At 70.3% G+C, this 13128-nt stretch carries 14 protein-coding genes; 8 read left to right on the top strand and 6 right to left on the bottom strand.

Annotated elements, in window-relative coordinates; all coding sequences use genetic code 11:
• Position 1 precedes the first annotated feature (1 nt).
• From ACQEWB_RS45855 to ACQEWB_RS45840, 4 genes are read left to right on the top strand one after another with little or no spacing between them, the layout of a single operon-like run.
• Complete coding sequence (locus ACQEWB_RS45855) at positions 2-1168, top strand: acyl-CoA dehydrogenase family protein (protein ID WP_432842208.1); 1167 nt, start codon at positions 2-4, stop codon at positions 1166-1168.
• Positions 1161-1907 carry a GntR family transcriptional regulator gene (locus ACQEWB_RS45850; protein WP_432842206.1) on the top strand — a complete coding sequence of 249 codons (747 nt, stop codon included), beginning with the start codon at positions 1161-1163 and terminating at the stop codon, positions 1905-1907. The genes ACQEWB_RS45855 and ACQEWB_RS45850 overlap by 8 nt, the downstream gene beginning before the upstream one ends.
• Before the next feature lie 31 nt (positions 1908-1938).
• Positions 1939-2727, top strand: a complete 789-nt coding sequence (locus ACQEWB_RS45845) for an electron transfer flavoprotein subunit beta/FixA family protein (protein ID WP_432842204.1) — start codon at positions 1939-1941, stop codon at positions 2725-2727.
• A 21-nt stretch (positions 2728-2748) separates the two neighbouring features.
• On the top strand, positions 2749-3711 hold the full coding sequence (locus ACQEWB_RS45840; RefSeq protein ID WP_432842202.1) for an electron transfer flavoprotein subunit alpha/FixB family protein: 963 nt from the start codon (positions 2749-2751) through the stop codon (positions 3709-3711).
• Positions 3712-3727: 16 nt separating this feature from the next.
• Here ACQEWB_RS45840 and ACQEWB_RS45835 read toward each other — a convergent pair whose 3' ends face one another.
• Positions 3728-4894: an acyl-CoA dehydrogenase family protein gene (locus ACQEWB_RS45835; protein ID WP_432842200.1), complete on the bottom strand. Its 1167-nt coding sequence runs from the start codon at positions 4892-4894 to the stop codon at positions 3728-3730.
• A 73-nt stretch (positions 4895-4967) separates the two neighbouring features.
• Here ACQEWB_RS45835 and ACQEWB_RS45830 point away from each other — a divergent pair, with 73 nt between their 5' ends.
• Together ACQEWB_RS45830 and ACQEWB_RS45825 are read left to right on the top strand one after the other, a co-directional pair.
• The gene (locus ACQEWB_RS45830) at positions 4968-6446 is read left to right on the top strand and encodes a class I adenylate-forming enzyme family protein (protein WP_432842198.1); all 1479 of its coding nucleotides are present in this window, start codon (positions 4968-4970) and stop codon (positions 6444-6446) included.
• Positions 6447-6451: 5 nt separating this feature from the next.
• Entirely contained in the window at positions 6452-7216 is a 765-nt protein-coding gene (locus ACQEWB_RS45825; RefSeq protein ID WP_432842196.1) for an SDR family NAD(P)-dependent oxidoreductase, read from the top strand.
• Between the two features lie 47 nt (positions 7217-7263).
• Here the strand turns inward: ACQEWB_RS45825 and ACQEWB_RS45820 are convergent, their stop codons facing one another.
• The 5 genes from ACQEWB_RS45820 to ACQEWB_RS45800 all read right to left on the bottom strand — a co-directional run bounded on the left by ACQEWB_RS45820 (position 7264) and on the right by ACQEWB_RS45800 (position 11501).
• Positions 7264-8517, bottom strand: coding sequence for an amidohydrolase family protein (locus ACQEWB_RS45820; RefSeq protein WP_432842194.1), 1254 nt, complete (start codon positions 8515-8517; stop codon positions 7264-7266).
• The gene (locus ACQEWB_RS45815; RefSeq protein ID WP_432842192.1) at positions 8517-8846 is read right to left on the bottom strand and encodes a hypothetical protein; all 330 of its coding nucleotides are present in this window, start codon (positions 8844-8846) and stop codon (positions 8517-8519) included. Before ACQEWB_RS45815 ends, ACQEWB_RS45820 begins: the two co-directional genes overlap by 1 nt.
• A gap of 12 nt (positions 8847-8858) precedes the next feature.
• Positions 8859-10127 carry an aromatic ring-hydroxylating oxygenase subunit alpha gene (locus ACQEWB_RS45810; protein ID WP_432842190.1) on the bottom strand — a complete coding sequence of 423 codons (1269 nt, stop codon included), beginning with the start codon at positions 10125-10127 and terminating at the stop codon, positions 8859-8861.
• A gap of 130 nt (positions 10128-10257) precedes the next feature.
• A complete protein-coding gene (locus ACQEWB_RS45805) occupies positions 10258-11118 on the bottom strand; it encodes an NAD(P)-dependent oxidoreductase (RefSeq protein ID WP_432842188.1) in 861 nt (286 codons plus the stop codon).
• A complete protein-coding gene (locus ACQEWB_RS45800; RefSeq protein WP_432842186.1) occupies positions 11115-11501 on the bottom strand; it encodes a carboxymuconolactone decarboxylase family protein in 387 nt (128 codons plus the stop codon). Before ACQEWB_RS45800 ends, ACQEWB_RS45805 begins: the two co-directional genes overlap by 4 nt.
• A gap of 142 nt (positions 11502-11643) precedes the next feature.
• On the opposite strand from ACQEWB_RS45800, the gene ACQEWB_RS45795 reads away from it, so the two are divergent.
• Both ACQEWB_RS45795 and ACQEWB_RS45790 read left to right on the top strand, forming a co-directional pair.
• Entirely contained in the window at positions 11644-12933 is a 1290-nt protein-coding gene (locus ACQEWB_RS45795) for a cytochrome P450 (protein WP_432842184.1), read from the top strand.
• Complete coding sequence (locus ACQEWB_RS45790; protein ID WP_432842182.1) at positions 12930-13118, top strand: ferredoxin; 189 nt, start codon at positions 12930-12932, stop codon at positions 13116-13118. Before ACQEWB_RS45795 ends, ACQEWB_RS45790 begins: the two co-directional genes overlap by 4 nt.
• Positions 13119-13128 lie beyond the last annotated feature (10 nt).

Genomic DNA, 13128 nt, shown 5'->3' with positions numbered 1-13128 from the left:
GATGAGCGTCCTGGACATCCTCTCCGACGACGAGCGGCTCGTCGTACGGACCGTGCGCGACTTCGTCGACAAGGACGTCAGGCCGGTCGTCCAGGAGCTGGAGCACGCCGACACCTATCCCGAGCACCTCATCGAGCGGATGAAGGAACTCGGCGTCTACGGCCTGGCGATCCCCGAGGAGTACGGCGGCAACCCCGTCTCCACGCCCTGTTTCGTCCTGGTCACCGAGGAGCTCGCGCGCGGCTGGATGAGCCTGGCCGGGGCGATGGGCGGCCACACCGTGGTCGCGAAACTCCTTCTGCTGTACGGCACTCCGGAGCAGCGGGAGCGCTATCTGCCGAGGTTGGCCACCGGGGAGATCCGGGCGACGATGGCGCTCACCGAACCGGGCGGCGGTTCGGATCTTCAGGCCATGACGACCGTCGCCCGACGCGAGGGCGGCGAGTACGTCGTCAACGGGGCGAAGACCTGGATCACCAACTCCCGCCGGGCCGGCCTGATCGCGCTGCTGTGCAAGACCGACCCGGCCGCCGAGCCGCGCCACGCCGGCATCTCCGTCCTGCTGGCCGAGCACGGCCCGGGCCTGGTCGTCTCCCGCGACCTGCCCAAGCTCGGCTACAAGGGTGTGGAGAGCTGCGAGTTGTCCTTCGAGGACTACCGGGTGCCGGTCGACGCGGTGCTGGGCGGCGCCGAGGGGCAGGGCTTCGGCCAGATGATGAAGGGGCTGGAGACCGGAAGGCTCCAGGTCGCGGCGCGGGCGCTGGGGGTGGGGCGCGCGGCCCTTGAGGACTCGCTGCGCTACGCCCAGGAGCGCGAGAGCTTCGGCAAGCCGATCTGGCGCCACCAGTCCATCGGCAACTACCTCGCCGACATGGCGACCAAGCTCACCGCCGCCCGCCAACTGGCGTTGTACGCGGCGCGCGAGGCCGACGCCGGGCGCCGGGTCGACATGGAGGCGGGCATGGCCAAGCTCTACGCCTCCGAGACCGCGATGGAGATCGCGCTCAACGCCGTGCGCATCCACGGCGGTTACGGCTACTCGACCGAGTTCGACGTCGAGCGGTACTTCCGGGACGCGCCGCTGATGATCGTCGGCGAGGGCACGAACGAGATCCAACGGAACGTGATCGCGGCCCAGTTGGTGGCAAGAGGTGGGCTCGATGCCTGAGCAGACACAGCGCGAGAGCACCTACTTCCGGCTCGCCCGGGAGTTGCGGGCGGCGATCCTGCGGCACGACTACCCGGACGGGGTGCGGCTGCCGACCGAGGCCGAGCTGGCCGAGCAGTACGCGGTGAGCCGGCAGACCGTGCGGCGGGCGTTCCAGGACCTCGTCGCCGAGGGGCTGGTCTACCGGGTGCCAGGGCGCGGGACGTTCGCCACGCCCCGGGAGGAGCAGTATCTGCGGCAGTTCGGCTCGGTGGACGACCTGATGGGGCTGTCCATCGACACCCGTATGGACGTCGTCACCCCGCTGCACCGGCGGGTCGACGTCGACGCGGCGGGCCGGCTCGGTCTGCACACCGACCGGGTGCACAAGCTGGCGTTCCTGCGGCTGCACGAGGACGTGGCGTTCTGTCACACCTCGGTGTGGCTGCCGCCCACCGTCGGCCGACTCCTGGAATCCGTACAGGAGTTGATGCTGCCCGGCACGCCCAACGCCTTCACCGTCATCGGGCTGCTCGACCAGCGGCTGCCCGAGCCGATCGCGGAGGCCGAGCAGAGCATCACCGTCGCCGAGGCGACACCGGAGCTGGCCAAACACCTGGGCTGCGAAGAGGGCCGGGCCCTGCTGCGCATCGACCGTGTCTACCAGACGGTCAACGGCCAGCTCGTCGAGCTGGCCAGCAGCCACTTCCTGCCCGAGCACTACTCGTATCGCGTGCGGCTGCGGCGCAGCGGCCAGTGATTTCCATGAACACACGTAAGGAGAAAGAGTCTTGAGCTTGAGGATCGTTGTCACTGTGAAGTACGTGCCCGACGCCACTGGCGACCGGCACTTCGCCGATGACCTGACCGTCGACCGGGACGACGTGGACGGTCTGCTCTCCGAGCTGGACGAGTACGCGGTCGAGCAGGCGCTGCAGATCGGGGAGAACTCCGACGACGACGTCGAGGTCACCGTCCTGACGGTGGGTCCGGAGGACGCCAAGGACGCGCTGCGCAAGGCGCTGTCCATGGGCGCCGACAAGGCCATCCACGTCGAGGACGACGACCTGCACGGCACGGATGCGATCGGCACCTCGCTGGTGCTGGCGAAGGCGATCGAGAAGGCCGGCTTCGACCTGGTGATCTCCGGCATGGCGTCCACCGACGGCACCGCGGGCATCGTCCCGGCACTGCTCGCCGAGCGGCTGGGTGTGCCGCAGGTGACGCTGCTGTCCGAGGTCAAGGTGGAGGACGGTGTCGTGAAGGGCCGCCGCGACGGCGATGCCGCGTCCGAGCAGCTGGAGGCATCCCTGCCGGCCGTGGTCTCCGTCACCGACCAGTCGGGTGAGGCGCGGTACCCGTCCTTCAAGGGCATCATGGCGGCGAAGAAGAAGCCGGTGGAGTCCTGGGACCTGTCCGACCTGGAGATCGACGCGGAAGAGGTCGGTCTGGAGGGTGCCTGGACGAAGGTCGACTCCGCGGCCGCGCGTCCGGCCCGTACCGCCGGCACGATCCTCAAGGACGAGGGCGAGGGCGGCAAGCAGCTCGCCGAGTTCCTCGCGAGCCAGAAGTTCATCTGATCCAACAGGAGTTGCTTTCTCATGGCTGAAGTTCTCGTCTACGTCGACCACGTGGACGGTGCCGTCCGCAAGCCCACCCTGGAGCTGCTGACGCTCGCACGTCGGATAGGTGAGCCGGTGGCTGTGGCGCTCGGCGCCGGTGCTCAGGAGACGGCGGGTGTGCTCGCCGAGCACGGCGCGGTCAAGGTCCTCACGCACGAGGCGTCCGAGTACGCCGACTACCTGGTCGTCCCGAAGGTCGACGCCCTGCAGGCCGCGGTCGAGGCCGTCTCCCCGGCCGCCGTGCTGGTGCCGTCCTCCGCGGAGGGCAAGGAGATCGCCGCCCGCCTCGCGCTGCGCACCGGCTCGGGCATCATCACCGACGCCACCGACCTCGAAGCCGGCGACGACGGCCCCATCGCCACCCAGTCCGTCTTCGCCGCGTCCTTCACCACCAGGACCCGCGTCTCCAAGGGCACCCCGGTCATCACCGTCAAGCCCAACTCCGCCGCCGTCGAGGCCGCCCCCGCCGCCGGCACCGTCGAAGCCCTGACCGTCTCCTTCTCACAGCAGGCGACCGGCACCAAGGTCACCGCCCGTACCCCGCGCGCCTCCACCGGCCGTCCGGAGCTGACCGAGGCCGCGATCGTGGTCTCCGGCGGCCGCGGCGTCAACGGCTCCGAGAACTTCGCGATCATCGAGGCCCTCGCCGACAGCCTCGGCGCGGCCGTCGGCGCCTCCCGCGCCGCGGTGGACGCCGGCTGGTACCCGCACACCAACCAGGTCGGCCAGACCGGCAAGAGCGTCTCCCCGCAGCTGTACATCGCCAACGGCATCTCCGGCGCCATCCAGCACCGCGCCGGCATGCAGACCTCCAAGACCATCGTCGCCGTCAACAAGGACGCCGAAGCCCCCATCTTCGACCTCGTCGACTACGGCGTCGTCGGCGACCTCTTCGACGTCGTCCCCGCCCTCACCGAAGAGATCAACACCCGCAAGGGGTAGGCGTGTCACGGGCTGCTCAGTACGACCTGGGCAGCCCCAGCACGTGCTGGGAAACGTAGTTGAGGACCATCTCCTGGCTGATCGGCGCGAGCCGCAGCAGCCGTGACTCACGGAAGTACCGCTCCACGTGGTACTCGCGGGCGTACCCCATGCCGCCCAGCGTCTGCACGGCCCGGTCCGCGGCCTGGAAGCCGGCGTCGGCGCACAGGAACTTCGCCATGTTGGCCTCGCGGCCGCACTCCAGCCCCCGGTCGTAGCGCCAGGCCGCGTTGCGGGCCATCAGGCGGGCGGCGTCGAGGCGGGTGAGGGCCTCGGCGAGGGGGAAGGCGATGCCCTGGTTCTGGCCGATGGGGCGGCCGAAGACGACCCGGTCGCGGGCGTAACGGGTGGCCGCGTCGAGAGCCGCCCGGCCTAGGCCCAGCGCTTCGTGGGCGAGGAGGATGCGCTCCGGGTTGAGGCCGTCGAGGAGGTACCGGAAGCCCTCGCCCTCCTCACCGATGCGGGCGCTCGCCGGGACGCGCAGGCCGTCGATGAAGATCTCGTTGGACGCGACGGCGTTGCGGCCCATCTTGGGGATCGGCCGGATGTCCATGGCCTCGCGGTCGACGTCGACCAGGAAGACGGAGATGCCCTTCGTGGGCTTGTCGACCTCGTCGCGAGGGGTCGTCCGGGCGAGGAGCACCATCTTCTGGGAGTCGCCCGCCTTGGTGATCCAGATCTTGCGGCCGTCGATGACGTAGTGGTCGCCGTCGCGGCGGGCGAAGGTGGAGATGCTGGTGGTGTCGGTGCCGGCGTCGGGTTCGGTGACTCCGAAGCAGACGTGCAGGTCGCCGGAGGCGGCGTGCGGGAGGACCTCGCGGCGGAGTTCCTCGCCGCCGTGCCTGGCCAGGACGTTGAGGCCGAAGATGGTCAGGTGCATGGTGCTGCACCCGTTCATGCCGGCGCCCGACGCGGCGACCTCCTCCAGCAGGAGCGAGGCCTCAAGGACGCCGAGTCCGCCGCCGCCGTACTCCTCGGGGACGGCGATCCCCAGCCAGCCGGCCTTGGCGAAGGCGTCGTAGAAGCTCCACGGGAACTCGGCCCGTTCGTCCTGCCCGGCCCAGTACTCGGGGCCGAAGGAGGACGCCAGCTCGCGGACACCCCGGCGGATGTCCTCCTGCTGCTCGGTCAATGCGAAATCCACGGCGACTCCCTGGAGAATAAGGTTTCCCTATACGTAGAATAGCGTTCGCGTACGTCGAGAAAGGAAGACCGCCTTGAACATCGCGACGCTGCTCGACATGGCCGCGGCCGGTGACCCCGACCGGGTGGCGATCGGCCCGCACGCCTCCGGTACGACCTGTGCGCTGCTGCGCCGGACGGCGGCCGGGGTCGCCGCCGTCGTCCACGCCTCCGGTGCCCGGGAGTTGGTGTTCGCCGGGCTCAACGGTCCCGCGTTCCCCGTGATGTTGTTCGGTGCGGCACTGGCCGGTGTGCCGCTGGTCCCGGTCAACTACCGCCTGTCCGCAGACGCGTTGACCGCACTGCTCGCACACACCGAGAGGCCGTTGGTGGTGGCCGACAAGGCCTTCACGGACGGATTCGACGGGTTCGACGTGCGCACCCCCGAGGCACTGCTGGCGGAAGCCGGGGCCGTCGAGCCGGCGTCCGGTCTCGAGGCGTCGCCGGACGATCCCGCGGTGCTGCTGTTCACCAGCGGGACGACGGCGGCCCCCAAGGCGGCCGTGCTGCGGCACCGGCATCTGGCCAGCTACATCCTCCAGACCGTGGAGTTCGCCTCGGCGGACCCCGCCGACGCCGTCCTCACCAGCGTGCCGCCGTACCACGTGGCCGGTGTCGGGTCGGTGCTCAGCAATCTGTACGCCGGGCGCCGCATGGTGCATCTCGGCTCCTTCACTCCGGAGGCGTGGCTGGCGCTGGTGCGCACCGAGGAGGTCACCTCGGCGATGGTGGTGCCGACGATGCTGGCGCGGATCGTGGAGCACCTGGACGGACGCCCGGCCGAGGTGCCGACGCTGCGGGCGCTGGCGTACGGGGGTGCGCGGATGCCGCACACGGTGCTGGAGGCGGCACTGCGGGCGCTCCCGGACACCGGGTTCACCAACGCGTACGGGCTGACGGAGACCAGTTCCACGATCGCGTTGCTCGGGCCGGAGGACCATCGGGCGGCGTCGGCGTCGGAGGATCCGGCGGTACGGGCGCGGCTGGGCTCGGCCGGGCGGATGGTCCCGGGTGTCGAGGCGGAGATCCGGGACGCTCAAGTTCCGGGCGGACCGGGCGAGTTGTGGGTACGCGGGCCGCAGGTCTCCGGCGAGTACAAGGGGGCCGCCGCCCTGCTGGACGCGGACGGCTGGTTCCACACCCGCGACCTCGCCCACTTCGACGCCGAGGGTTATCTGTTCATCACCGGCCGGACCGACGACACGATCATCCGCGGCGGGGAGAACATCGCTCCCGCGGAGGTCGAGGACGTCCTGCTGCGGCATGCCGCCGTGCGGGAGGCCGCGGTGGTGGGGGTGCCGGACGAGGAGTGGGGCGAGCGGATCGCCGCGTTCGTGGTCACCCACGAGGGCAGCGCCGTGGACGCCGAGTCTTTGCGCGGCTGGGTGCGCGGGCATCTGCGCGGTTCCAAGACGCCGGACGTGGTCGTCTTCCGGGACGAACTGCCGTACACGCCGACGGGAAAGCTGCTGCGGCGCGAGCTGCTGACGACGATGACGACAGGGAAAGGCTGACGCACGTGACGTCCTTCGCGGAGCTTCATGATCTGACGGGCAAGGTGGCGGTGGTCACCGGCGGTTCGCGCGGTATCGGGCGGGCCATCGTGCAGACGCTGGCCGAGGCCGGCGCCGATGTGGTGATCGCCTCGCGGAAGGCGGACGCGTGCCGGGCGGCGGCCGAGGAGGTGCGCGAGTCGACGGGGCGCCGGGCCGTGGGGGTGGCCTGCCATGTGGGCCACTGGGGGGACTGCGAGCGGCTGGTCGCGGAGACGGTGGAGCAGCTCGGCGGGCTGGACGTGCTGGTCAACAACGCGGGTATGTCGCCGACTTACGAGAGTCTCGACGCGGTCAGCGAGGAGCTCTACGACAAGACCCTCGCAGTGAACCTCAAGGGGCCGTTCCGGCTGGCGGTCCTGGCCGCCAAGCACATGGCGGACCACGGCGGGGGCTCGATCATCAACATCGGTACGGCGGGTTCCCTGATGGCGAGCGTCCACGAACTCCCGTACGCCTGCGCGAAGGCGGGCCTCAACGCCCTCACGGTCGGTCTGGCGGAGGCGTACGCGCCGAAGGTGCGGGTGAACGCGATTCTCCCGGGACCGGTCCTGACGGACGCTCACCAGGCCTGGGCCGCCGAGGACTTCGACGCGTCGTTCGTCCCCCTGGGCCGGATCGGTCGCCCCGACGACGTGGGTCCCCTCGCCCTGCACTTCGCGAGCGCGGCGTCGAGCTACACGACCGGGGCGATCGTCCGGGTGGACGGCGGGATCACGCGCAAGGTGTGAGCACGCACGAAAGGGGCCCTCCCGGTGGAGGGCCCCTTTTCCGCGGCTCAACCGTCCTCGTGCCGGTACACCTGCCCGCCCTTCATCACGAACCGCACGTCCTCCGTCACGCCGATGTCCGTCAGGGGGTCTCCCGGTACGGCGATGACGTCGGCCAGCAGGCCCGGCTCCAGGCGTCCCCGGTCGTCGGCGTCGATCAGGTCGGCGGCGGTCGTCGTGGCGGCCCGGAGTGCGCCCAGCGGGGTCATGCCGCGGTCGACCAGGGCGAGGAGCTCGCGGGCGTTGCGGCCGTGCGGGATGGCCGGGGCGTCCGTGCCGCAGGCGACGCGGACGCCGCGTTCGATGGCGCGCCGGGTCGTCGCCTTGGCGCGGGGGAAGACTTCGGCGGCCTTGGCCTGGAGTTCGGGCGCCGCCTTCGAGACGTCCATGCCGTCGGCTATGTACGTCGTCGCGACGAGGAACGTGCCCCGCTCGATCATCAGGTCCAGCGTCTCGTCGCCGGCCAGGAAGCCGTGCTCGACGCAGTCGATACCCGCGGCCAGCGCGGCCCGGATCGCCCGGTCGCCCATGCAGTGGGCGGCCACCTTGAGGCCGGCGCGATGGGCCTCGTCGGCGATCGCGTGCAGTTCCTCGTCGGAGTACTGCTGGGCGCCGGCCGGGCCGGTGTGCGACATGACACCGTTGGAGGCGCACACCTTGATGACCCGGGCCCCGTGCTTGATCTGGTAGCGGACCGCCTTGCGGACCTCGTCCACCCCGTTGGCGATGCCCTCCTCGATGGTGAGGGGCATGATGTGCGGGGCGAACGCCTGGAACATCGTGGGGTCCAGGTGCCCGCCGGTCGGGGTGATGGCGTGCCCGGCCGGGACGACCCGGGGGCCCTCGACCCAGCCGAGGTCGATCGCCTTCTTCAGCGCCACGTCCAGGAGCAGCCCCCCGGTCTGCACGAACAGACCGAGGTTGCGTACGGTCGTGAAGCCGGCCCGCAGGGTGCGGCGGGCGTTGGCGACGGCGCGCAGCGTGCGCACGGCCGGGTCGTCCTGCACCGGGTTGAGCGGACTGCGGTGGTCGGGCCCGCCGAGCAGCAGGTTGACCTCCATGTCCATCAGGCCGGGCAGGAGCGTCATGTCACCGAGGTCGATCACCACCGCGTCGTCGGGGACCTTGGCCGGGGCGAGGGCGACGATGCGCTCGCCCTCGATCAACAGGTCGCCCGGCTCGACCAGTTCGCCCTTGTCGATGTCGAGCATGCGGGCGGCGCGCAGGTGGACGGGCGGCTGCGGGGCGCGCGGACGTGGCATCAGACGGCCGGTTCGAAGACGGCGTCGATGCTGGCCGCCCCCGTGTCGGGCACCTTGGGCTGCCGCCAGGCCTCGACCGAGAAGGCGACGGTCACCAGCGCGCAGAACGCCCACAGCAGATGCTTGTCGGGTTCGGAGATGTCGTCCATGGAGACGGCCTTGAGGTACTCCGTGCCGTCCTTCAGCAGGGGGAACGCCGTGTTGTAGAAGGCGTCCAGTTCATCCATGGTCGAGCCGATCCGCTTGGCGTAGCGGGCCTTCTCGGTGGCCACCGCCCAGTCGGCGAAGGGCTCCAGGGCGGCGAACTCGGGGGGAAAGACAGTGGCCATGCTCGGGTCCTCCTAGGCCGTGCGCTGCGCGTTGTCGCGGACGTACTGACGGGCGGTCTGGTGCAGATGGCGCAGCAGGACCTCCTGGTCGTTGAGCGGGAACTCGCCCACCGCACGCGACTCGAGCATGCTCTGCGTCGCCTCCAGGGTGTTGCCGTCCTGCAGGCCGTACTCCTTGAACGACACGACCGCCAGCTCCTGCTGAAGTCGCTCGAAGGCGTTCTCCGGCGGCACGAAGTAGCAGGTCGCCTCGAAGATGTGCGTGTTGTACGAGGTCGGCCAGTAGTGGTACGTCAGCACCCAGTTCGGCCGCCAGATCAGCAGCATGAAGTTGGGGAAGAAGACGAAGGAGTCCATGCCCCAGCGCTTGTCGCGGGTCGGGTTGATGGCCGGCGGCAGGTCTTCGGTCGCCACGCCGATGTCCGGGAACTCCCACGGGCCGAACAGGCCGCTGCGCAGGGCGCCTTCGATGGGCTTGACCATCGCGCGGTCGTGCGGCGGGGCGATGCCGCCCCAGGACGAGACCATGCTGTGCGGGCCGTCGATGTCGTAGTGCAGTGCCTCGTACCCGTACTTCTGGATCTTGCGGGCCTCGTCCGAGACGTACTGGCCGGCGTGCAGGATCGGCGCGTGGTAGAACTCGGCGAACGCGTCGATGAAGAGCTTCCAGTTGGAGCCGATCTCGGCGCGGTACTTGTGCGCCTGCGTCATCTTGTGGAACGGGTAGCCCTCGATGCCCTTGGCGAACTCGCCCAGGAACTCCCGCAGCGGAGTGGTGTTCTCGGGGTCGAGGTTCACGAAGATGAACCCCTCCCACACCTCGGTCTGCACGCCCTTGAGGCCGTACTGCGACTTGTCGAGGTCGAAGAACTCCTGCTCCTGCTGGACGAAGGTGAGCTTGCCTTCGAGGTCGTAGCGCCAGGCGTGGTACTTGCAGGTGAACTGGCGGCAGACACCGCCGGTCTCCTCGCGCGGGAAGTCGTTCCACACCAGCTTGTTGCCGCGGTGCCGGCACACGTTGTGGAAGACACGGATCTCGTCGTCCATGCCGCGCACCACGATGACCGACGCGCCGGCCGCGTCCAGCTCCTTGGTGAAGTAGCTGCCGCGCTTGGGGAGTTGTTCGACGCGGCCGACGTTCAGCCAGGTCCGGCGGAAGATCGCGTCCCGTTCCAGCTCGTAGTGCTCGGGGGAGATCGAGTCCTCGTACGACACCGGATCCGTGCCGATCTTGAGGTGCTCGGTCCAGCTGCCCGCCTCGGGCTTCTTGAAGTGCGCCATGGGGTCCGGCCTCCAGTCGCTTGTGCGGAGGGCACTCACGATAATCTCAGTCTCTCCGAATGAGAATGCTATTCTCATCAGAGTTCGGGCGTCAAGCAAGCGGTTGGTCGGGAGCCGTGCGCGAAGTCGGTCAGGAGCCGTGCACGAAGGGGAAGATCCGGGTGAAGTCGGCCCCGGGTTCGGCCTCGGCGAACCGCTCCCACAGCGCGCCGATCACCTCGCCGACCGACACCGCTCCGCCGCGCTCCCCCACCTCGCGCAGATAGAGCCGTACATCCTTGTCCATCAGGGAGTTGGTGAAGCCGGCGGCGTAGCGGCCGGTCAGGACGTGCTGCGGGAACTTGTCGGAGGTCGCGGCGCTGCGGCCGCTGGACTCGTCGAGTACGGCGAGCATGGTGGCCATGTCTAGTCCGGCGGCGAGCCCGAAGGCGACGGCCTCGCTGGTGGCGGCCAGGGTGGTCGCGGACAGGAAGTTGTTGGCGAGCTTGAGAGCCTGGGCCATGCCGGGCCGGTCGCCGACCCGGCGGCGGCGGTCGCTGAGGCCGGCCAGCACCGGCTCGACGTGGGCGCAGGCCTCGTCCTCCCCGGCGTACATGACGGTGAGGGTGCGGGCGCGGGCCCCGGCGACACCGCCGGACACGGGGGCGTCGACGTAGCCGACCTTGCCGTCGGCGAGGAGCTCGGCGACCCCCTGGGCGGCGCTCACGCCGACAGTGGAGGTGTCGACGACATACCGGACGCGGCGGTCGGGAACCTCCAGCATGGCGCGGGCGACCTGCTCGGACGCGGTCCCGTCGGGGAGGCTGAGCACCAACACCTCGGCGCGGCGGGCGACTTCGGCGACCTCGGGGACGTGTACGGCTCCCGCGGGCGACCGCTCCGGACCGGACACGTCGTGCGTCACGACCGTATGCCCTGCTCCTACGAGGTTCGCGGCGAGGACGCTGCCCATGTTGCCGAGCCCGACGAAACCGACGCTCTCCGCGCTCACCGCCCCGCCTCCCGGTCGGCGCGTGCGTTCTGCACCGCGCGTCGGGCCGCGCTGCCCGCGGGGACTCCGCAGTAGGCGGCGATCTGGAAGAGCAGTTCGTCGATCTCGGCGTCGGTGACGCCGGTGCGGGGTGTGGTGCCGGCGTGGATGCGGAACTCGTCCATGCGGCCGAGCGCTGCGGTCATCGCGAGCACCAGGAGGCTGCGGTCGCGGGGGCTGAGGGCGCCCTCGCGGGCCCAGACGCCCCAGGCCGTCGCGGTGAGGTAGTCCTGGAACTCGACGGCGGTGGGGGCGGGGTCGGCGGTCGCGGCGTCGACGTAGGCGTCGCCGAGGATCTTGCGGCGGACTCCGCGTGCGGCACGCAGCTCTTCGGTGTCTTCCATGGGTCTCCCTGTCCGGTCGGCTGATGGCCCTGAGCGGTGAGAATGCCGCTCTCCGAGAGTGAAGCCAGCATTCCAGCAGTGGGAGAATTGTGCTACCGTCCACGATCGTCGGGGCGCTGACCGAGAGGGAGCCGAACAGACCGTGGACGACTTCGAGGCGATCGACTTCTTCCGGGACGAGGCCCTCGTCGCGGACCCCTATCCCTACTTCGAGGCCCTGCGCGGACAGTGCCCGGTGCACCGCGAGAGCCATCACGACGTGATGATGGTGACGGGCTACGACGAGGCGGTGCAGGTCTACAACGACACCGACTCGTTCTCCGCCTGCATCTCGGTCACCGGCCCCTTCCCCGGGTTCCCGGTCCCGCTGGAGGGCCTGGAGCGGGACGAGGTCGGCGAGTTGATCGCGCGGCACCGGGACGAGCTGCCGATGAGCGACCAGCTGCCCACCATGGACCCGCCCACCCACACGGACCACCGTGCGCTGCTGATGCGGCTGATCACGCCGAAGCGCCTCAAGGAGAACGAGGCGTCCATGTGGCACCTCGCCGACGGCCTGCTGGACACCTATCTCGCCCCGGGCGAAGGGGAGTTCATCGGCGGGTTCGCCGGGCCGTTCACGCTGCTCGTCATCGCCGACCTGCTCGGGGTGCCCGATGAGGACCGCGAGGAGTTCATGCGGAAGCTCCAGCACCGCCCGCAGGACGAGGCGGGCATCGGCAGCACCGGCGACGACACGCTGCACCACTCGCCGCTGGAGTATCTGTACGGCCGTTTCACCACGTACATCGAGGAGCGCCGCCGGGAGCCGCGCGAGGACGTGCTGACGGGCCTCGCCACCGCGACCTTCCCCGACGGGTCGGTCCCCGAGGTCATCGACGTGGTCCGGGTCGCCGCCAACCTCTTCGCGGCCGGGCAGGAGACCACCGTCCGGCTGCTCAGCTCGGCGCTCCGGATCCTCGCCGAACAGCCGGAACTCCAGAGCCTGTTGCGGGCCGAGCGCGACCGCATCCCGAGCTTCGTCGAGGAGACTCTGCGCGCCGAGAGCCCCATCAAGGGCGACTTCCGGCTGTCGAAGGTGGCGACCTCGGTGGGCGGTGTCGACATCCCGGCCGGGACCACGCTGATGGTGCTGAACGGGGCGGCGAACCGCGATCCGCGCCAGTTCGAGGACCCGGCGGCCTTCGACGCCGGCCGGGCGAACGTCCGCCGCCACCTCGCCTTCGGCCGCGGCGTCCACTCCTGCCCGGGAGCCCCGCTGGCCCGCGCCGAGGCCCGGGTGACCCTGGAGCGGCTCCTGGACCGCACCTCCGACATCCGCATCGCCGAGCAGGTGCACGGCCCCGCCGACGCCCGCCGCTACGACTACGTCCCCACCTTCATCCTGCGCGGCCTCACCCACCTCAACCTGGAGTGGAGCGCGGCCCGATGAAGGTCTCCGTCGACGACGACCGCTGCCGCGGGCACGGGGTGTGCTGCACCTACTGCCCCGAGGTCTTCGACCTGGGCGAGGACGGCTACGCCGTGGTCGACTCGCCCGACGTCCCCGCCGAGCACGAGAACGCGGTGCGCACGGCCGCCGCCATGTGCCCCGAGCGGGCCATCACCGTGATCTGAGCACTCTGAG

The sequence above is a fragment of the Streptomyces sp. CA-249302 genome (genome assembly GCF_050936785.1).
Classification (GTDB): domain Bacteria; phylum Actinomycetota; class Actinomycetes; order Streptomycetales; family Streptomycetaceae; genus Streptomyces.
The sequence above is the reverse complement of the archived record's forward strand: the minus strand, read 5'-3'. Positions and strand labels throughout refer to the sequence as shown.

What these genes read in the sequence shown, in the direction of transcription:
- ACQEWB_RS45815 (WP_432842192.1), bottom strand. Translation starts at nt 8,846, where the DNA reads ATGGCCACTGTCTTTCCCCCCGAGTTCGCCGCCCTGGAGCCCTTCGCC.
- ACQEWB_RS45790 (WP_432842182.1), top strand. Translation starts at nt 12,930, where the DNA reads ATGAAGGTCTCCGTCGACGACGACCGCTGCCGCGGGCACGGGGTGTGC.
- ACQEWB_RS45810 (WP_432842190.1), bottom strand. Translation starts at nt 10,127, where the DNA reads ATGGCGCACTTCAAGAAGCCCGAGGCGGGCAGCTGGACCGAGCACCTC.
- ACQEWB_RS45850 (WP_432842206.1), top strand. Translation starts at nt 1,161, where the DNA reads ATGCCTGAGCAGACACAGCGCGAGAGCACCTACTTCCGGCTCGCCCGG.
- ACQEWB_RS45800 (WP_432842186.1), bottom strand. Translation starts at nt 11,501, where the DNA reads ATGGAAGACACCGAAGAGCTGCGTGCCGCACGCGGAGTCCGCCGCAAG.
- ACQEWB_RS45820 (WP_432842194.1), bottom strand. Translation starts at nt 8,517, where the DNA reads ATGCCACGTCCGCGCGCCCCGCAGCCGCCCGTCCACCTGCGCGCCGCC.
- ACQEWB_RS45840 (WP_432842202.1), top strand. Translation starts at nt 2,749, where the DNA reads ATGGCTGAAGTTCTCGTCTACGTCGACCACGTGGACGGTGCCGTCCGC.
- ACQEWB_RS45855 (WP_432842208.1), top strand. Translation starts at nt 2, where the DNA reads ATGAGCGTCCTGGACATCCTCTCCGACGACGAGCGGCTCGTCGTACGG.